General features: G+C 51.1%; 13 protein-coding genes, 2 tRNA genes and 1 pseudogene. 8 read left to right on the forward strand and 8 right to left on the reverse strand.

From position 1 onward, the window contains the following. Window positions 1-131: 131 nt before the first annotated feature. Both ccoG and Q9I99_RS02735 read left to right on the forward strand, forming a co-directional pair. The gene (ccoG, locus tag Q9I99_RS02730; protein WP_301668176.1) at window positions 132-1,628 is read left to right on the forward strand and encodes a cytochrome c oxidase accessory protein CcoG; all 1,497 of its coding nucleotides are present in this window, start codon (window positions 132-134) and stop codon (window positions 1,626-1,628) included. A gap of 2 nt (window positions 1,629-1,630) precedes the next feature. Continuing rightward, window positions 1,631-2,179 (forward strand): FixH family protein, encoded by a 549-nt coding sequence (locus Q9I99_RS02735; RefSeq protein WP_301668177.1) that lies wholly within the window; start codon window positions 1,631-1,633, stop codon window positions 2,177-2,179. Window positions 2,180-2,238: 59 nt separating this feature from the next. On the opposite strand, the gene Q9I99_RS02740 is transcribed toward Q9I99_RS02735, so the two are convergent. Further along, window positions 2,239-3,414: an NAD(P)H-dependent flavin oxidoreductase gene (locus tag Q9I99_RS02740; protein WP_301668178.1), complete on the reverse strand. Its 1,176-nt coding sequence runs from the start codon at window positions 3,412-3,414 to the stop codon at window positions 2,239-2,241. A gap of 390 nt (window positions 3,415-3,804) precedes the next feature. On the opposite strand from Q9I99_RS02740, the gene Q9I99_RS02745 reads away from it, so the two are divergent. Beyond that, entirely contained in the window at window positions 3,805-4,146 is a 342-nt protein-coding gene (locus Q9I99_RS02745) for a hypothetical protein (RefSeq protein WP_025456992.1), read from the forward strand. A gap of 174 nt (window positions 4,147-4,320) precedes the next feature. On the opposite strand, the gene Q9I99_RS02750 is transcribed toward Q9I99_RS02745, so the two are convergent. Together Q9I99_RS02750 and Q9I99_RS02755 are read right to left on the reverse strand one after the other, a co-directional pair. Then, window positions 4,321-4,395: transfer RNA gene (locus Q9I99_RS02750), tRNA-Glu, on the reverse strand. Window positions 4,396-4,412: 17 nt separating this feature from the next. Continuing rightward, a tRNA-Arg gene (locus tag Q9I99_RS02755) sits at window positions 4,413-4,489 on the reverse strand. A gap of 117 nt (window positions 4,490-4,606) precedes the next feature. Here Q9I99_RS02755 and Q9I99_RS02760 point away from each other — a divergent pair. Further along, window positions 4,607-5,992 carry a 3'-5' exonuclease gene (locus tag Q9I99_RS02760; protein WP_301668179.1) on the forward strand — a complete coding sequence of 462 codons (1,386 nt, stop codon included), beginning with the start codon at window positions 4,607-4,609 and terminating at the stop codon, window positions 5,990-5,992. A 210-nt stretch (window positions 5,993-6,202) separates the two neighbouring features. On the opposite strand, the gene Q9I99_RS02765 is transcribed toward Q9I99_RS02760, so the two are convergent. Next, entirely contained in the window at window positions 6,203-6,982 is a 780-nt protein-coding gene (locus Q9I99_RS02765) for a ferredoxin--NADP reductase (protein WP_301668180.1), read from the reverse strand. Window positions 6,983-7,255: 273 nt separating this feature from the next. On the opposite strand from Q9I99_RS02765, the pseudogene Q9I99_RS02775 reads away from it, so the two are divergent. Together Q9I99_RS02775 and dinB are read left to right on the forward strand one after the other, a co-directional pair. Then, window positions 7,256-10,345: pseudogene (locus tag Q9I99_RS02775) on the forward strand (TonB-dependent siderophore receptor). 297 nt (window positions 10,346-10,642) lie between these two features. Further along, window positions 10,643-11,701, forward strand: coding sequence for a DNA polymerase IV (gene dinB / locus Q9I99_RS02780; protein WP_301668183.1), 1,059 nt, complete (start codon window positions 10,643-10,645; stop codon window positions 11,699-11,701). A 207-nt stretch (window positions 11,702-11,908) separates the two neighbouring features. On the opposite strand, the gene Q9I99_RS02785 is transcribed toward dinB, so the two are convergent. From Q9I99_RS02785 to aroD, 4 genes are all read right to left on the reverse strand, one after another. Next, window positions 11,909-12,505 (reverse strand): hypothetical protein, encoded by a 597-nt coding sequence (locus tag Q9I99_RS02785; RefSeq protein WP_301668184.1) that lies wholly within the window; start codon window positions 12,503-12,505, stop codon window positions 11,909-11,911. Between the two features lie 4 nt (window positions 12,506-12,509). Then, the gene (locus Q9I99_RS02790; RefSeq protein ID WP_301668185.1) at window positions 12,510-12,692 is read right to left on the reverse strand and encodes a hypothetical protein; all 183 of its coding nucleotides are present in this window, start codon (window positions 12,690-12,692) and stop codon (window positions 12,510-12,512) included. 90 nt (window positions 12,693-12,782) lie between these two features. Then, the gene (gene rep, locus Q9I99_RS02795) at window positions 12,783-14,798 is read right to left on the reverse strand and encodes a DNA helicase Rep (RefSeq protein ID WP_301668186.1); all 2,016 of its coding nucleotides are present in this window, start codon (window positions 14,796-14,798) and stop codon (window positions 12,783-12,785) included. 19 nt (window positions 14,799-14,817) lie between these two features. After that, window positions 14,818-15,582, reverse strand: a complete 765-nt coding sequence (gene aroD, locus Q9I99_RS02800; RefSeq protein ID WP_301668187.1) for a type I 3-dehydroquinate dehydratase — start codon at window positions 15,580-15,582, stop codon at window positions 14,818-14,820. A 261-nt stretch (window positions 15,583-15,843) separates the two neighbouring features. Here aroD and Q9I99_RS02805 point away from each other — a divergent pair, with 261 nt between their 5' ends. Both Q9I99_RS02805 and recA read left to right on the forward strand, forming a co-directional pair. Next, entirely contained in the window at window positions 15,844-17,754 is a 1,911-nt protein-coding gene (locus tag Q9I99_RS02805) for an alpha-amylase family protein (protein WP_301668188.1), read from the forward strand. Window positions 17,755-17,920: 166 nt separating this feature from the next. Further along, window positions 17,921-18,967 (forward strand): recombinase RecA, encoded by a 1,047-nt coding sequence (recA, locus tag Q9I99_RS02810; RefSeq protein ID WP_002223618.1) that lies wholly within the window; start codon window positions 17,921-17,923, stop codon window positions 18,965-18,967. The last annotated feature ends 118 nt before the right edge of the window (window positions 18,968-19,085 follow it).

Below are 19,085 nucleotides of genomic sequence, written 5' to 3' on the forward strand. Positions count from 1 at the left end.
TATATTTTGGGAAAAACGGATTTTCTCAAAACTTGAAACACAACGCCTTAAAAAACAAGAAAAATGCCGTCTGAAAAGCAAACGGCGGCGGTAACGGGCAAACCATCAATCAAAAATCTAAGGAATGCAGAATGACCACGGAAAACCAAGCCGGCAATCCGGAATCCGGAATCGGCACGTCCGAACAAACAAAAGCCGCGCCGAAAGCAAAAAAAACGTTCGATCCGCGAGCAAGCGTGATTCAAATCCATCCCGAAGGCGAACGCATCCATCCGAAAAAAGCGGAAGGGCGGTTTGCCAAATTGCGTATCGCCGCCGTATTGGCGACGCAGTTTGTGTTTTATGTGATTCCGTGGTTCAACTGGAGCGGCAGGCAGGCCGTCGTTTTCAATATCCCCGAACGGCATTTCTTTATTTTCGGGCTGTCGTTGGGGATGGGCGACTTGATTTACCTTGCCCTGCTGCTGATGATTTGCGCTTTCGGACTGTTTTGGTGGACGACGATTGCAGGGCGACTGTGGTGCGGCTATTCCTGCCCGCAAACGGTTTATACCGAAATTATGCTGTGGATTGACAACCTGGTCGAAGGCGATAGAAACAAACGGCTGAAACTGGAAAAATCGCCGTGGAATTTCACCAAAATCCGCATCAAAGCCACCAAATACCTGCTGATTTTCCTTGTCTGCGCGTGGACGGGCATCACGTTTGCAGGCTGGTTTGTCCCCATCCGCCAGTTCGTTCCCGATTTATTTACCGGAGCAGCAGGTGGCGGCGCGATGTTTGCCGCAGCGTTTTACGGCTTTATGACCTTCTTCTTCGCCCATATTATGCGCGAAAAAGTATGCCTGCATATGTGTCCGTATGCACGTTTCCAAAGCGCGATGTTCGACAAGGACACGCTGATTGTTTCTTATGACGCGGAACGCGGCGAACCGCGCGGAGCCCGCAAGAAAACGGTCAACAAGGAAGAGGCGGGTTTGGGCGACTGCATCAACTGTGCGATGTGCGTCCAAGTCTGCCCCGTCGGCATCGACATCCGTAACGGTCTGCAATACCAATGTATCGGCTGCGCTGCCTGTATCGACGCGTGCGATGAAATTATGGACAAAATGGGTTATCCGCGCGGTTTGATACGCTATACGACCGAAAGCGCGCTGGAACACGAATATTCCGAAAAAGACATTAAAAAACGGCTGCTCAGACCGCGCGTGGCAGGTTACGGCGCGGTGTTGGCAGTGGTTATCGCCGCCTTTTTGGTCGGTTTGTCCACGCGCAAAATGGTCGAAGTCGATATTTTGAAAGACCGTGGCGTAATGGTGCGCGAAAACGCCAAAGGCTGGCTGGAAAACGCATACAGCCTGCGTATCATCAACAACAGCGAAAAAGAACAGTTGGTTAGCGCAAGTGTCAAAGGCTTTGACGAAATCGCTCTGACCGGGCTGCCCGAAGGCGGTATCAAGGTTGCCCCGCGCGAAACGGTAACCCTTCCCGTCCAAGTATCCACCATTCCGGAATACGCGGACAAAGGCAGTCATCCTATCGAGTTTATCTTCCAATACCGGGAAAGCGGTGCATCAGACGGCAAGCCGGTTGTTTTGGAAGAAGACGCAACCTTTATCGGAGAATAACCGTGTCTCAAAACAATCCAATCAAGCCTTGGTACAAACACGTCTGGCCGTGGGTCTTGATGGCGGGTCCGATTTTTGTCGTCATCGCCAGCGTCGCCATGTTTTTTGTCGCACAGCAGCACGCGACAGATTTGGTTACGGACGATTATTATAAGGACGGCAAGCATATCGACATCCAGCTTCATCGGGATGAAGAAGCCGTCAGACGGCATATCGGGGTACAGGTCCTCATTTCCCCCGATATGAATGCGGCAAAGGTATTCGTCAGCGGCGAATTTGACGGCAAACAGCCTTTGAACCTGCTGCTGATGCACCCGACCCGCAAGGCGGACGATCAAACCGTAAGCCTCAAGCCCGTCGGCAGCGCGCAGAACGGCAGGGCGGAATATGAGGCGGTGTTCAAGACCCTTCCTCCGACCAACCACTGGTATGTGCGCGTTGAAGATGCGGCAGGCGTGTGGCGCGTCGAGAACAAATGGATTACCAGCCAAGGCAATGCGGTCGATCTGACCCCGATGGACAAACTCTTCAATAATACTGAAAGCAAATAAAGAGATGCCGTCTGAAAATTTTCAGACGGCATTTTTCTACGGTATCGGCTGTTTTGACATCAGCCTCCTACTGTTGTAACAGGTTCGCTCCCCGTCAGCAGATATTGTATCGTCTCACGGACGGTGCGGATGGCATTGCCGAAGGGCAGCGGGTCTTTTCCCCTGAAAAACAGGCCTTTATCCACTTCTCCACGGAATGCGGCGGCAAGCTGGATATCAATACAGAATTGCCCAGCTTTGGAAAGCCCGTCGCGTAGGCCGCAGCTGGTCAGGCAGTTTAAACCTTGGGTGCAGCGGCGCGGGTCGGCTTTGGCGTTTGCCTGAAGTTTGCTTTCACGCTTGATGTAGCTGTCGAGAAATTTGGTGCGGACACCGCGCGCCGGCAAACCGGCAACAGACATAAATTCGACTACTTTTTCAGTTTCCGCACCGGCGAGCGTTTTTTTGAAGTTAAGGTGCGCGTCCCCTTCTTCGGTAACGGCAAAAGCCGTACCGATTTGAACGGCGGAGGCCCCCCAGTTCTTTAGGGCGGTTTTGACTTTTTCAAAGTTTGCCATACCGCCTGCCAAAATAAGCGGGATTTTTTCGCTTTCCAGTCCTAAATTTTTAAACACTTCAAACGTTTCTTCGATGACGCGTTTGAAATCAAATTTGGCATCGTTTACGCCTTCGACGGTTGATGCACCCAAATGTCCGGCCGCGTGGGCGGGATGTTCGACTACAATCGCATCGGGCAATATGCCTTTTTTCATCCAACGTTTCAAGACGATATTAATACCGCGCGATTCGGACAGAATCGGCAGCAGGGCAACATCTTTATGATAGCCCTCGGTCATTTCCGGCAGGTCTAAAGGCAGGCCTGCGCCCATCACGACCGCATCCGCCCCTGATTCGCAAGCCTGGCGGACATACGCGGCGTGGTCTTTGACCGCCTTCATCACGTTGACCGCAATCAGCCCTTTCCCCTCTGAAGCACTCTTGGCTTTTTGGATTTCCCTGTCCAATGCGGTACAGTTCAAAGACGTATATTTCTCTTCACTCGGATTGATTTGGGATTCGGCGAGCAGGTCTTCGTGAAGGTGGCGTAAATCCACACTGGCAATCGTTCCGATACCGTTTTCACGTGCCACCGCGCTAGATAAACCTGATGCGGAAACACCGACCCCCATGCCGCCTTGCACGATAGGGATAAGGGATTTTCCACGAATAATCAAAGGGTCAAAAATATTCTGCATCAGTTTCTCCGAGTATACGAATCAGTCAGGCTCATGAAAAATGGTTCTAATTGTTTTAGAACCATTGCTCAAATTTGGTATTATACTCTAAATATTGCAGTGGTAAACAGAAAAGCAGAAGGAGCTTCGGGCATATTCTATTACGCCTGTTTCAATCGGGAGAGAAAATATTAAATTTGATGATGGCATAAAAAAGCCCTAGTCAGTTGCTGTCAAAGGGGATTGTTAAGAAAAGTAATGCCACGTTGATGGGGTGCAATATATCAGGCGTTTCAATCGGGTAAAATGTTGGACAGACACCGCATCCGGTTATGGGATATCGGTTTGCACGGCAAAGGTTTGAATATGATTCGATTACGTCTGAGATTCTGATGAAGGGGGTAGGTAAAGATGATGATAAAATATACAAGTATAAAAGATATCGTTGAATATGGATTAGATGCTATTTCTGATAAGGAAAAAATAACAATGAACCTGAAAGACTTTCTATACATTAGACGAGTTTTAGAGGAATATATGCGTTATCTACATAATCCTGATCATTATCCCGATATAGAAGCAATTCAAAATTTTTTAGGTGATGCTTCTTCGGGAGGCGGATTTGAATGTTTAAGCACAGCTATTTATAACAAAGTATATAAAGTTGATTTGCCGGCGAAGATTGAGAAAATGATTGATGATGGTTTATTTGAACACCCTCTATATCCCAGTTACTATAAGAAAAATGAATAAGCAATAATTGGATAGTATTGAAATTGTAGAAAATATAAATTTATGTGGATACGTAAATTCGAAGTTGTAGGAAAGGATAAAAAGTGAAAATAGTGCTTGTTAAATTTTAATTATGGTAACGAGTTGCCGAGGCAATAAAAAATCCCCGAGGGATAATCTCGGGGATTTGGAATTTGGCACGCCCACGGGGAATCGAACCCCGGTTACCGCCGTGAAAGGGCGATGTCCTAACCGCTAGACGATGGGCGCATATTGTATTTTCTTACTGGCGCACCCGGAGCGATTCGAACGCCCGACCCTCTGGTTCGTAGCCAGATACTCTATCCAACTGAGCTACGGGTGCGCTGCAAGAAAGATTTGAATTTTAGGGTAATCGTCGGATTCTGTCAATTGTTTTGTTGGATGAAATGCCCTAAAAGTGTAAAATATCGGTTTGTTGTTTGAATTTAAAGAGAATAAAATGATTGTTGCTTCTCGCTGGCCCTTGCTGGAAAAGGCATTTTTACGGTTTGGAATGCCGGTTGCCGTGGTTGATTTGGAATCGACGGGCGGCAATCTGTATGAAGACAGGGTAACCGAAGTGGCTTTGGTCAAGTTTGAGCAGGGAAGGGTGGTGAGGCATGAGTGGCTGGTTAATCCTCAAAAACCTATTCCGAAATTTGTGGCGGAGCTGACGGGGATTTCAGACGGCATGGTTGCCGACGCGCCTGTTTTTGCAGAGATTGCCGGCGAGTTGTTTTCGGTATTGAAGGGTTGTGTGCTGGTTGCGCATAACAGCCGTTTCGACTATACGTTTCTAAAGCATGAGTTTCATCGTGCGGGCATCGGATTTTCATCGCCTGCTTTGTGCAGTGTGCAGCTGTCCCGGTGTCTGTATCCGCAATTTTACAAGCACAGCCTGGACAGTATCATCGAAAGGTTGGGGATTGTTGTGGAAGACAGGCATCGTGCGATGGCGGATGTATCGGCATTGTGTGATTATTTGGAATACAGCCTGTCGGAACATGGGGTTGAGGCATGGATCAGGCAGTGTTTCCGTTTGATGAATCCGAAACCGCTGCCTGCCGCGCTGCCTGAACGGTTGAGGGAGCAGTTGTACGGTTTGCCTGACGGTATGGGGGTGCTGGCTTGTTTCGACGGCGGAGGGAAAGTAAATTACATCGGTACGTTTGAACGGGTATATAGCGAGGTTTCGGCTTTATTGGATTCCGGAAAAGCCCCGTTTGATTGGTGCAATACGGAGGAAGTCCGTTTTTTTCCTGCATTGGGCAGCCTGCATGCATATAAGATTAAAGCGGAATTGGTCGGGCGTTATCATTCGGGTTGTTATGTATCTGCCAAAAATCTGCTTAAAACATTTACGACCGTCAGGTTTGAAAAAGGTTCAGACGGCATGTTGAATGCGAAAACAGCGGCTTTGAAAAACGGTGTGGCGGATAATCCGCCTACCGGATTATTTGCCAATAAAAAGGCGGCGAGACGGGCTTTGTTGTCGTGGGCGGAAACATACGGATTGTGTCCTGCCGCAGCCGGTATCCTGCCGGACGGTTATGCGGAGGATGAGCCTTGCCCCGTATATGTTTCAGACCGATGCGATAAGGCGTGCGGCCGTTCTGACGAACAGGTTTTGGCGTTTGCACACAAGTTGCCTGTTTTGGATTGGGGAAAAATGCACGAAGTGGAAATTACCGAAACCGATCCGCTGACGGGGAAAACAGTCGTTCTGCACGGAATGGGCGGTGCATTGGAAATGGATGACGGGCTTTGGTATTTCGATAAAGATTTACCGGATGTGTTTAAGGCGAAGTTTAAAACGGACAGGAAAAATATTAAGGAAATCGGTTAAATCGATATTGCTTGGTGAAAGCCGGTAAGTATGTAAACAGCCGTTCGTATTGATTGCCTAATCGGTTTGGGTTGGAATGTGTTGCCGTTTGCAGGCAATGTGTCCGAAGATGCCGTCTGAACTTTTTCAGACGGCATTTTTGCCGACGCGGTTTTCGTGCCGTGTCGGTTTGCCCTTCCATCCGAAGGCATCGGACAAGTAGGGTGGTTTTTAGAAGCCGTTTTCCATCATAATTTGACCGGGAATGCGGTTACGGTGCATGGCGTAACCCATACCGAGCAGCGTTTGGAAAGTGTCTTTGACCATTTCCGGGTTGCCGCAAATCATAAACCGTGTGGATTCGGGGGTGAACTTGGTATGCAGCGCCTGTTCGATGCTGTTGTTTTTTAAGAGTTCCGGAATGCGTTTTCCGCTTAAGCCATCGGGGTAGGCAAGGCGGGTAACAACAGGAACAAAATGGAATGTGTGTTGGTATTCGCCGACTAAAGGATGGTTCGCCAAAGCGGCGAGCCGGTCGTTGAAAATCAATTCTTCGGGAAAAGATACGGAATGTATCAGGTTGACGGTATCGAAACGCTGCCGGATTTCGGGTTGTTCGAGAATGGAAAGGAAGGGGGCGATGCCGGAGCCGGTGCAGAGCATCACCAAATCCTTGCCGTCGGGGAAGCGTTCGGGCAGGAGGAAGCCGGTGGCATTTTTATCGAGCAGGATGGTGTCGCCCTGTTGCATTTTGGCGAAACGGGCCGACATAGGGCCGTCTTGGATGAGTACGGCAAAATATTCGAGCGTGTCGGCATATTCTGCGGAAACGATGGAGTAGGCACGCCAAATAAAGCCTTCCCCTTCGTAGAAACCGAGTCGGGAGAACTGTCCCGCTTTAAAACGGTAGGATTCGGGACGGCTGATGGCGAAAGTGATGAGTTTCGGAGTGTGGTGTTTGACCCACAAAATCTTTTCTTCAGTGAATTTTGCTTCGGGCGAGGCTGCCATGTTGTTGTCCTTGAGTGTGTTTGTCGGGATTATAGCCAATTTGGGTGTTTTTTTCCGCATTGACGGTCTGTATTTAAATTCGGATATTTTTCAATACAATGTTATCGTTTTTTGAAATAAACGGTAAGGAGCAGTTTGTTTTTTGTCAAAATGGGAATACAATCCTATCTATAAATTTAATTGAGAATTACTTTTTTTCAATTAATATAAAAAATCAAAACAGTTGTGAGGGCCTTTGGACGATTTGCACACTTGCATATTACAGAGGTCTCTATGAATCAAAATCATTTTTCACTTAAAATTCTGACCGTTATGCTGTTATCGGCTTACGGTGGTTCTTTTGCAGACGGTGTTGTGCCTGTTTCAGACGGCAATACCGTCAGTCTGGATACGGTCAATGTACGCGGCTCTCATGCTTTGTCGGGCAAGACCGAAAAGACCCGTTCTTATACGATAGATCGGATGTCTACCGCCACAGGTATGAGGATTGCGGGCAAGGATACGCCGCAGTCGGTCAGCGTCATCACGCGCAGCCGCCTTGACGATAAGGCGGTGCATACGCTTGAAGAGGCAATGAAAAACACGACGGGTGTCAACGTTGTGCGCGATTCAGGCTTGCAGACGCGGTTTTTGTCACGCGGTTTCTATATTGATCAGATTGGTGAAGACGGTATGACCGTCAATGTTGCAGGCCGTTCGGGATATACGGCGAAAATCGACGTGTCTCCGAGTACCGATTTGGCGGTTTATGACCATATTGAAGTTGTACGGGGTGCAACGGGGTTGACCCAATCCAATTCAGAGCCGGGTGGAACCGTCAATTTGATCCGTAAGCGACCTACCGCTTCTTTTAAACATACCGGGGAGCTGACCGCCGACCATCGCGGCAGCCGGCGTGCAGTGTTGGATGTTTCAGGCAGCCTGAATAAGGCGAATACCTTACGCGGAAGGCTGGTGGGTGCGGAAGAGTATAAAAAATCGTTTAAAGACCGCGTTTGGGGCAGGAAACATATGGTTTACGGCATTGCCGAAGCCGATGCGGGCGACAGCAGTGTGTTTACTTTGGGCGGCATGTATCAGAAGAGTAGGGAGGTCCCTGATTTTTCAGGCATTATTTTGCCCTGTGAGAATCAGAAAACTGCCCCGTTCAGTTCAACGCCTGCCTGCAACCGGCCTTTGCAACTGCCGCGCAACACTTATTTGGGGGAGGATTGGTCGCGGTTGCGTGCCGACAAATACAACCTTTTCTCAGGTTTCAAACATGTGTTTGACAACGGTTGGCAGCTCAATGCCGAAGTGTCTTATACCAAGAATGAATCCGATGCGTAGGTGGGGCAGTTTTTTCTGAAAAACGAACATGCGGCGGGTTTGTCGGGTGAGGATGCGGTAGGCTTTTTGACCGAAAAAAACGAAGTCATCCCGTTCGAGCCGAAAGATAAGGCATTGGAGAAACTGAAAGCATATCGTGACGAAACCGCCAAGGAATACCGTGAGCGCAAAGACGATTTTGTTAAAAACCGTTTCGATAATACTGCTTTCGAACAGTACCGCAACCGCCGTGTCGCAGAACGCAAAGCCGGTTTTGACAAGTGTATGAGTGACCCTGACGCGCTGGACTTTATCTGTCAAGGTTCTTGGGGTGATCCGGGCGTTGATGCCGACAAGGCGGAATTTGTCGATAAAGCCCTTGCGAAGGAGGGCATCTTTAATAATGCGGCACAACGTTTTCCAAACAGTCTGTATGACTCTTCCTTTAATCGGAAGGCTACCGCCAACCGACGATACAGTTATATGCCGTTGCGGCATACCAAAGACGACCGCCAATGGGGAATCAAACTTGACCTGACCGGCACATATGGGCTGTTCGGGCGGGAACACGATTTCTTTGTCGGCTATGCCTACGGCGATGAAAAGATACGTTCCGAATATCTGGAAATCTACGAACGCCGCCACAGAGTACGTCCGAATACGGGGGCGACGCACGGCGTGTATGCGGGAAGTTGTCAGGAGGAGCCGGACGGCGATTTGTCGTCTCCTTTGGTCAGGGGGCATAAAGAACCCGATTGGAAGGCGTACGATGAAAAAGGCAACCGTACCGTTTATGCCGAAGAATGCAGGAATGCCAAGAAAATAAAAACCGAGCCCAAGCTCGATGCCGAAGGCAAACAGGTATATTACTATGACGAATACAGCGGCAGCCGGACGCCGGTATATGTCGATGTATATGAACTGGACGAAAAAGGCAATAAGATTCAGGAGACCAATCCCGACGGCACGCCTGCCTTTAGCGGTTTTTCCGGTACGGTGCCGGTTTGGAAAACCGTCAAAGTGGCCGACGACCATGTTCCTGCGCTGTATAACTACGCCAAATACCTCAACACCAACAAAACCCATTCGCTGACTGCCAGCACGCGTTTCAACGTAACCAGTCGACTACACCTTTTGGGCGGGCTGCACTACACGCGCTATGAAACCTCGCAAACCAAAGATATGCCTGTCCGCTATGGGCAGCCGGCAAGCGATTTTCAGACGGCATCGAGCATTAAGGCGGATCAGGACCATTACACGGCCAAGATGCAAGGTCATAAATTGACGCCCTATGCAGGCATCACCTATGACTTGACACCGCAACAGAGTATTTACGGAAGTTATACCAAAATCTTCAAACAGCAGGATAATGTCGATGTCAGTGCCAAAACCGTTTTGCCGCCTTTGGTCGGCACAAACTATGAGGTAGGCTGGAAAGGCGCGTTCTTGCAAGGACGGCTGAATGCTTCGTTCGCATTGTTTTACCTCGAACAGAAAAACCGCACGGTCGTCGATTTTGGCTATGTTCCCGGAGCAGGCGGCAAGCAGGGGTCGTTCCAAACCGTTGCTAAACCGATAGGCAAAGTGGTCAGCAGGGGTGCGGAATTCGAGTTGTCGGGTGAGTTGAACGAAGATTGGAAAGTCTTTGCGGGTTACACCTACAACAAGAGCCGCTACAAAAACGCCGCCGAAGTCAACGCCGAACGCCTCGCCAAAAACACAGGCGCAGACCCGTACAACTTCAGCAATTTCACACCCGTGCACATATTCCGTTTTGGAACGAGCTTCCATATACCGAATACGGGGCTGACCGTCGGCGGCGGCGTGTCCGCACAAAGCGGCACAAGCAGCCTGTACAACATCAGGCAGGGCGGCTACGGGCTGATAGACGGTTTCGTCCGTTACGAATTGGGCAAACACGCCAAATTGAGCCTCATCGGTACGAACTTAAACGGACGCACTTATTTTGAGAACAACTACAACCGTACGCGCGGCGCAAACAACTTCTATGGAGAGCCGCGCACTGTCAGCATGAAACTGGATTGGCAGTTTTAATTGAAAACCGTAGTTTTGCGGATGCCGTCTGAAACAGGGTATGTTTCAGACGGCATTTTTATGGAGGCAGGCCTATCGGGACGTATATAGTGGATTAACAAAAATCAGGACAAGGCGACGAAGCCGCAGACAGTACAAATAGTACGGAACCGATTCACTTGGTGCTTGAGCACCTTAGAGAATCGTTCTCTTTGAGCTAAGGCGAGGCAACGCCGTACTGGTTTAAATTTAATCCACTATATTTGGAATTTGCCCGATGCCGGCAGTAGAATATCCCTTTTATCCTCAGCAGAGCCGATGTCTTCACGCAAAATCATCCACATCGACATGGACGCGTTCTACGCATCGGTAGAACTGCGCGAACAGCCGCATTTGAAAGGGCGGCCGGTGGTCGTCGCGTGGGAGGGCGCGCGTTCGGTGATTTGCGCCGCATCGTATGAGGCACGGCAGTTCGGGCTGCATTCCGCGATGTCGGTGGCAACGGCGAAAAGGCTGTGTCCGCAAGCGGTGTATGTGCCGCCGCATTTCGACTTGTACCGTCAGGTTTCCGCGCAGATTCATGCCGTATTCAGGCGTTATACCGATTTAATCGAACCCCTGTCGCTGGACGAAGCCTATCTTGACGTTACCCGTAATTTCAAAAACATCCCTTACGCCAGCGAAGTTGCCAAAGAAATCCGTGCCGCCATTTTTGCGGAAACGGGTTTGACCGCATCCGCAGGCATCGCGCCGAACAAATTTCTGGCGAAAATCGCGTCGGACTGGCGCAAGCCGAACGGGCAGTTTGTGTTGCCGCCGCACAAAGTCATGGCATTTTTGGAAATCCTGCCTTTGGGCAAAATCCCCGGAGTGGGCAAGGTAACGCTGAAAAAAATGCAGTCGCTGGGTATGCAGACGGCGGGCGACTTGCGCCGTTTCGAGCGCGGCGAGCTCTTAAACCATTTCGGACGCTACGGCTACCGCCTCTATGATTTGGCGCGCGGTACGGACGAACGCCCCGTCAAAGCCGAACGCGAACGCCTCCAAATCTCCACAGAAATCACCCTGCCCGAAGACCTGCCGCTCGAGCAGGCTGCCGGACACCTGCCCCATCTTGCCGAAGACCTGTGGCGGCAAATCACGCGCAAAAACGTCGAAGCCCAAAGCGTAACGCTCAAGCTGAAGACCTACGATTTCCGCATCATCACGCGCACGCTGACTTATTCCTCCGTATTGCCCGACTGCGCAGCTCTGCTGCAGGCTGCGCAAATGTTGATGGCGCGCGTCCCGCCGCAGACGGAAGACGCGTTCCGCCTCATCGGTATCGGTGTCGGCCGCCTTGTGCCGAAAAATCAGCAGCAGGATTTGTGGGCGTAAACCGCTTGCCGCGCGCCGTTCAAAAAATATGCCGTCTGAACGGTTTTCAGACGGCATGGCTGCTTTATAGTGGATTAACAAAAATCAGGACAAGGCGACGAAGCCGCAGACAGTACAAATAGTACGGAACCGATTCACTTGGTGCTTCAGCACCTTAGAGAATCGTTCTCTTTGAGCTAAGGCGAGGCAACGCCGTACTGGTTTTTGTTAATCCACTATACTTAGTATTTTTTTATATCTATCTTTTAGATATTCACTTTTTGTTTCACTATATTTCAAACTGAAGTATTGAATCAATTCTGACTTATACATCATAGGTACAAAGTAAATGTATTCTTCGACCAAGTTAGTAAAGTATTCCGCAGAAGTCTTTTTAGGAGAGAGTTTAGGTATACTCATAAAATAGGCCCATTTATTCGGGAATTCCTCAAACATTTTCATCTTAGGGAGATGAAATGCTACAAAAAGAGCTACTCCCTTTCTTTGAATATTCGCTAACATAAGGCGATATATTTCCTCATTCTCAGGAAGCTTATACCTCCACATCATCATGCCAAGAGCAGATACTATACAGCGATTGATTTTACTGTTTTCCGCATACTTATTTGCTATTTGCACCAAAACACCTGCAAATTGAACATCTCTAAAAAGCTCCGTATAATAAGAAGACATTTCTTGCCTAGGCTGTTTCTCAAAATCAACAAGAAGCTTTTCGATCTCTTCGCTTGTTTGAGTTTCCCAATTCTCAATATGATGCTTCAGTTCGATTATTTTATTAACTCGAAGTTTAGTTTTGCTGTTCATATTTCTAGTGAGTATTATTTATCATATGAGTATTATTTATCATATGTCCTTTAGAATCAACTTCTGCTGTTTTTCCCTGACTCATTTTTAACTCAATGTCATCTTTAGATATAAAAGTTCTTCCATCTTTGACATTGTTGGGGTCATATGAATGATAGAAGCCACCATCATTTCTTCTCTTATTCATCTGACTCTTATTCAGTTGATTGTGATACAAAGAAGACCCCTCCATATCTCGAGCTGCAAATTGTCTCCGGCTTCGTTTCCCTATCTTGGTTTAATCCGACGGATTGCCTTTTTTCATGCTGTCGAGCCTTCCGATTATATCGGCAAGGTTGCGTCTGCCTTCTTCCTTGCTGACAATCGGCTCGCCGCCTTTGCGGCCTAGGATTTTGATATCTTCCTGCGGCATTTCGTCTATGAAGCGGCTGGGTTCGGGGAACTGCCATGTGCCTTGTTTTTTGCGTTTGACGCAGTGGGTCAGCGTGAGTTGGCGTTTGGCGCGGGTGATGCCGACGTACATCAGGCGGCGTTCTTCTTCGACGTTGCCTTCTTCGATGCTGTCGTTGTGCGGCAAAACACCTTCTTCGCAACCGACAAGGAAAACATACGGATACTCCAAACCTTTAGCGGCGTGTAGCGTGGATAGCGAGACGGCATCGGTTTCTTCTTCGTTTTTTCCTTCCAAAAGCGTCATCAAGGCGACGGTTTGGGCGAGTTCGATGACGTTTTTGCCGTCTTCTCCGCCTTTTCGCGCAAACCATGATACCAACTCGCCGACGTTGCGCCATTTGATTTCACCGGCTTTGCCTTCTTCGTTTTGCATCAAATGGTTTTCATAGTCGATTTCTTCGAGCAGGCTGTTGATGACCTCGCCCGCTTCGCCGGTTTCGGCTTTGGCACGGTAACTGCCGAACATATCCATAAAGGCTTGCAGGTGTTGGCGGTTGGTATTGTTCAGCGTGGCAAGGGCTTCTTCGTTTTGTGCGGCTTCATACAGGCTGCATTCGTGTTCGTGCGCGTAAGTGTTGAGCTTGCCCAGCGTTACATCGCCGATGCCGCGTTTGGGCGTGGTAACGGCGCGCAGGAAGGCGGGATCGTCATTGGGGTTGGCAAGCAGCCGCACATAAGACAACACGTCTTTGATTTCGGCTTTGTCGAAAAAGCTTTGTCCGCCGGAGAGCCGGTAGGGGATACGCGCGCCGCGTAATGCTTCCTCGAAAATCCGTGCCTGATGTTTTCCGCGGTATAACACGGCGAAATCGGCATATTGGGTTTTGTCGCCGCCGATGAGTTTTTGTTTGACGATTTGGCTGACGACCCAGTCGGCTTCGTGCTGCTCGTTTTGGCAGGCAACGACTTTAACCGGCTCGCCTTCGCCCAATTGCGACCAAAGTTTTTTGGTAAACAGCTTGGGGTTGTTTTCGATGACTTTGTTGGCGATTTTGAGAATCCGCGCGGTGGAGCGGTAGTTTTGTTCCAGTTTGATGACCTTCATCTGCGGATAGTTTTCCTGCATTTTGCGTAGGTTTTCCATGTTTGCGCCGCGCCATGCGTAGATGGACTGGTCGTCGTCGCCGACGGCGGTAAACATCCCTTCCGCGCCGGTCAGCAGCTTCATCAGGGTAAATTGGCAGGTATTCGTATCTTGGCATTCGTCAACCAGCAGATAACGCAGCCGCCGTTGCCATTTGTTGCGCACTTCGCTGTTTTGCTGCAACAGCACGGCAGGCAGGCGGATTAAGTCGTCGAAGTCCACTGCCTGATAGCTTTGCAGGGTTTCCTGATAACTTGCATACGCGCGCGCGGTTTGTTGTTCCCACGCATTAGAGGCCGTCTGAACGACATCTTCAGGCGTTTTCAGATCGTTTTTCCACAGGGAAATCTGGTGCTGCGCTTTGGATATGGCTTCTTTTCCCGTGCCGCCTAAGAGTTCGCCGATGATTTTGGCGCTGTCGGTGGAATCGAGGATGGAGAAGTTTTTTTTGTAACCGATATGGTTCGCCTCTTCGCGCAGAATCTTCATGCCCAAAGAGTGGAACGTGCAAATCGTCAGCCCGCGCGTTTGCGACTTGGGCAGCATTTTGGCGACGCGCTCCTGCATTTCCGCAGCGGCTTTGTTGGTAAAGGTAATTGCGGCGACGGTATGCGGTAGATAGCCGACATTGACAATCAAATGCTTGATTTTTTGCGTAATCACACCGGTTTTGCCGCTGCCTGCGCCGGCAAGGACGAGCAGGGGGCCGCCGAGGTAACGGACGGCTTCGAGCTGTTGGGGATTAAGTTTCATCATGTTTTGATGCCGTCTGAAATCAGTCTGCGCCGCCTTCGAGGCAGTCGAGTGCCGCACGAAGGGCGGATACGCCGATTTGCCCGGGCGCGGAGTTTTGCGTTCCCGAACCGAACGTGATGCTTGAGCCGAACACCTGTCCGGCAAGCCGGCTGACCGCACCCGTCTGCCCCATCGACATCGTAACAACCGGTTTGGCGACAAGCTGTTTCGCTTCGAGCGTGGCAGAAAGCAAAGTTAGCACATCTTCCGCGCTTTGCGGCATCACCGCGATTTTGCAGATGTCCGCGCCGCAGTCCTCCATCTGTTTCAGACGGCATACGATTTCTTCTTGCGGCGGCGTGCGGTGGAACTCATGATTGCAGAGCAGGGCGGCGATGCCGTTTTTCTGAGCATTTGCCACGGCGCGCCGGACGGCGGTTTCGCCGGAAAACAGCTCGATATCGATGATGTCGGGCAGGCGGCTTTCAATCAGCGCGTCGAGCAGTTCGAAATAATAACCGTCCGAACACGGGAACGAGCCGCCTTCGCCATGCCGTCTGAACGTAAACAGCAGCGGTTTGCCGGGCAGCGCGTCGCGGACGGTCTGCGTGTGGCGCAATACTTCGCCGATGCTGCCCGCGCATTCTAAAAAGTCGGCGCGGAACTCGGCGATGTCGAAGGGCAGGTTTTTGATTTGGTCAAGTACGGCGGAAAGTTCGGCGGCATCGCGGGCGACAAGCGGCACGGCGATTTTGGTGCGCCCGCTTCCGATAACGGTATTTTTGACGGTCAGGCTGGTGTGCATGGCGGTTGTTGCGACTGAAGGGAACGGTAAAGACGCAATTATAGCAAAGGCGCAGGCAATGTTTCAGACGGCATTTCTGTGCGGCCGGCTTGATATGAATCAAGCAGCATCCGCATATCGGAATGCAGACTTGGCACAAGCCCTGTCTTTTCTAGTCAGTCCGCAGTTCTTGCAGTATGATTGCACGACACGCCCTACACGGCATTTGCAGGATACGGCGGCAGACCGCCGGTCGGAAACTTCAGAATCGGAGCAGGCATCATGTTGACCCCCACGCAGCAAGTCGGTTTGATTTTACAGCACCTCAAAACGCGCATCTTGGACATCTACACACCCGAACAGCGCGCCGGCATCGAAAAATCAGAAGACTGGCAGCAGTTTTCGCGCCGCATGGATACGCATTTCCACAAATTGATGAACGAACTCGACAGCGTGTACGGCAACAACGAAGCCCTGCTGCCTATGCTGGAAATGCTGCTGGCGCAGGCATGGCAGAGCTATTCCCAACGCAGCGCGTCCCTGAAAAACATTGACATCGAACGCGAAAACAACCCCGATTGGATTTTGTCCAACAAACAGGTCGGCGGCGTGTGCTACGTTGATTTGTTCGCCGGCGATTTGAAGGGTCTGAAAGCCAAAATCCCTTATTTTCAAGAGCTTGGTCTGACCTACCTGCACCTGATGCCGTTGTTCAAATGTCCCGAAGGCAAAAGCGACGGCGGCTATGCGGTCAGCAGCTACCGCGATGTCAATCCGGCACTGGGCACAATAGGCGACTTGCGCGAAGTCATTGCCGCGCTGCACGAAGCCGGCATTTCCGCCGTCGTCGATTTTATCTTCAACCACACCTCCAACGAACACGAATGGGCGCAACGCTGCGCCGCCGGCGACCCGCTTTTCGACAATTTCTACTATATTTTCCCCGACCGCCGGATGCCCGACCAATACGACCGCACCCTGCGCGAAATCTTCCCCGACCAGCACCCGGGCGGCTTCTCGCAACTGGAAGACGGACGCTGGGTGTGGACGACGTTCAATTCCTTCCAATGGGACTTGAATTACAGCAACCCGTGGGTATTCCGCGCAATGGCGGGCGAAATGCTGTTCCTTGCCAACTTGGGCGTTGACATCTTGCGTATGGATGCGGTTGCCTTTATTTGGAAACAAATGGGTACAAGCTGCGAAAACCTGCCGCAGGCGCACGCCCTCATCCGCGCGTTCAATGCCGTTATGCGTATTGCCGCGCCCGCCGTGTTCTTCAAATCCGAAGCCATCGTCCACCCTGACCAAGTCGTCCAATACATCGGGCAGGACGAATGCCAAATCGGTTACAACCCCCTGCAAATGGCATTGTTGTGGAACACCCTTGCCACGCGCGAAGTCAACCTGCTCCATCAGGCGCTGACCTACCGCCACAACCTGCCCGAGCATACCGCCTGGGTCAACTACGTCCGCAGCCACGACGACATCGGCTGGACGTTTGCCGATGAAGATGCGGCATATCTGGGCATAAGCGGCTACGATCACCGCCAGTTCCTCAACCGCTTCTTCGTCAACCGTTTCGACGGCAGCTTCGCGCGTGGCGTACCCTTCCAATACAACCCCAACACGGGCGACTGCCGCGTCAGCGGTACGTCCGCCGCATTGGCAGGCTTGGCTCAAAATGACCCCCACGCCGTCAGCCGCATCAAACTTCTGTACAGCATCGCATTGAGTACCGGCGGGCTGCCCCTGATTTACCTCGGCGACGAAGTGGGCACGCCCAACGACGACGGCTGGGCGCAAGACGGCAACAAAAGCGACGACAGCCGTTGGGCGCACCGTCCGCGTTATAACGAAGCCCTGTACGCGCAACGCAACGATCCGTCGACCGCAGCCGGGCAAATCTATCAGGGCTTGCGCCATATGATTGCCGTTCGCCAAAGCAATCCGCGCTTCGACGGCGGCAGGCTGGTTACTTTCAACACCAACAACAAACACATCATCGGCTACATCCGCAACAACGCGCTTTTGGCATTCGGCAACTTCAGCGAATATCCGCAAACCGTTACCGCGCATACCCTGCAAGCCATGCCTTTCAAGGCGCACGACCTCATCGGCGGCAAAACTGTCAGCTTGAATCAGGATTTGACGCTTCAGCCCTATCAGGTCATGTGGCTCGAAATCGCCTGACGCACGCTTCCCGAATGCCGTTTGAACCGTTTCAGACGGCATTTGTGCCGAAGCGGACGGTAGTCCCCAAAAGGGAAACATGCGATAATAGCCGCCCATCACATCCCGCGCCGCAGCCCGTGTTGCGCCGCATCCTACATACCGCATTTGTTCCGGAGTAACCCCAATGTCAGACGACAAAAGCAAAGCCCTTGCCGCCGCCTTGGCGCAAATCGAAAAAAGTTTCGGCAAAGGCGCCATCATGAAAATGGACGGCAGCCAGCAGGAAGAAAACCTCGAAGTCATTTCCACAGGATCGCTCGGATTAGACCTCGCCCTCGGAGTCGGCGGCCTGCCGCGCGGGCGCATCGTCGAAATCTTCGGCCCCGAATCCTCCGGCAAAACCACACTCTGCCTCGAAGCCGTCGCCCAATGCCAGAAAAACGGCGGCGTGTGCGCCTTTGTCGATGCCGAACATGCCTTCGATCCCGTTTACGCCCGCAAACTCGGCGTAAAAGTCGAAGAGCTTTACCTGTCCCAACCCGATACCGGCGAACAGGCATTGGAAATCTGCGACACACTCGTCCGTTCGGGCGGCATAGATATGGTAGTCGTCGATTCCGTAGCCGCACTCGTCCCCAAAGCCGAAATCGAAGGCGATATGGGGGACAGCCACGTCGGACTGCAGGCGCGCCTGATGAGCCAGGCTTTGCGCAAACTGACCGGACACATCAAAAAAACCAATACGCTGGTTGTATTCATCAACCAAATCCGGATGAAGATCGGCGTAATGTTCGGCAGCCCCGAAACCACCACTGGCGGCAACGCCCTCAAATTCTACTCCTCCGTCCGCCTCGACATCCGCCGCACCGGATCCATCAAAAAAGGCGAAGAAGTATTGGGCAACGAAACCCGCGTCAAAGTCATCAAAAACAAAGTCGCCCCCCCGTTCCGTCAGGCAGAGTTTGACATCCTCTACGGAGAAGGCATCAGTTGGGAAGGCGAATTGATCGACATCGGCGTGAAAAACGACATCATCAACAAATCCGGCGCGTGGTACAGCTACAACGGCGCGAAAATCGGTCAGGGCAAAGACAACGTCCGCGTCTGGCTGAAAGAAAACCCCGAAATTGCCGACGAAATCGATGCAAAAATCCGCGCCCTCAACGGCGTAGAAATGCACATCACCGAAGGGACGCAGGACGAAACCGACGGCGAACGCCCCGAAGAATAAAACCTGAAATCCCGATAAACGGTACTTTTGCTGCGAAGTACCGTTTTTTTTTGAGCCGCCTCCGAACGGCTTGATTTGAGTTTTGGTATTTTTGCCCAATGGGGTGAAAAATACAGTT

The organism is Neisseria basseii (assembly GCF_962707005.1).
Taxonomy (GTDB): Bacteria; Pseudomonadota; Gammaproteobacteria; order Burkholderiales; family Neisseriaceae; genus Neisseria; species Neisseria bergeri.

Coding starts and splice junctions, on each gene's coding strand:
- Q9I99_RS02745 (WP_025456992.1), top strand. CDS start 3,805: ATGATGATAAAATATACAAGTATAAAAGATATCGTTGAATATGGATTA.
- Q9I99_RS02790 (WP_301668185.1), bottom strand. CDS start 12,692: ATGAATAAGAGAAGAAATGATGGTGGCTTCTATCATTCATATGACCCC.
- Q9I99_RS02785 (WP_301668184.1), bottom strand. CDS start 12,505: ATGAACAGCAAAACTAAACTTCGAGTTAATAAAATAATCGAACTGAAG.
- Q9I99_RS02805 (WP_301668188.1), top strand. CDS start 15,844: ATGTTGACCCCCACGCAGCAAGTCGGTTTGATTTTACAGCACCTCAAA.
- rep (WP_301668186.1), bottom strand. CDS start 14,798: ATGATGAAACTTAATCCCCAACAGCTCGAAGCCGTCCGTTACCTCGGC.
- aroD (WP_301668187.1), bottom strand. CDS start 15,582: ATGCACACCAGCCTGACCGTCAAAAATACCGTTATCGGAAGCGGGCGC.
- Q9I99_RS02760 (WP_301668179.1), top strand. CDS start 4,607: ATGATTGTTGCTTCTCGCTGGCCCTTGCTGGAAAAGGCATTTTTACGG.
- Q9I99_RS02740 (WP_301668178.1), bottom strand. CDS start 3,414: ATGCAGAATATTTTTGACCCTTTGATTATTCGTGGAAAATCCCTTATC.
- Q9I99_RS02765 (WP_301668180.1), bottom strand. CDS start 6,982: ATGGCAGCCTCGCCCGAAGCAAAATTCACTGAAGAAAAGATTTTGTGG.
- dinB (WP_301668183.1), top strand. CDS start 10,643: ATGTCTTCACGCAAAATCATCCACATCGACATGGACGCGTTCTACGCA.
- ccoG (WP_301668176.1), top strand. CDS start 132: ATGACCACGGAAAACCAAGCCGGCAATCCGGAATCCGGAATCGGCACG.
- recA (WP_002223618.1), top strand. CDS start 17,921: ATGTCAGACGACAAAAGCAAAGCCCTTGCCGCCGCCTTGGCGCAAATC.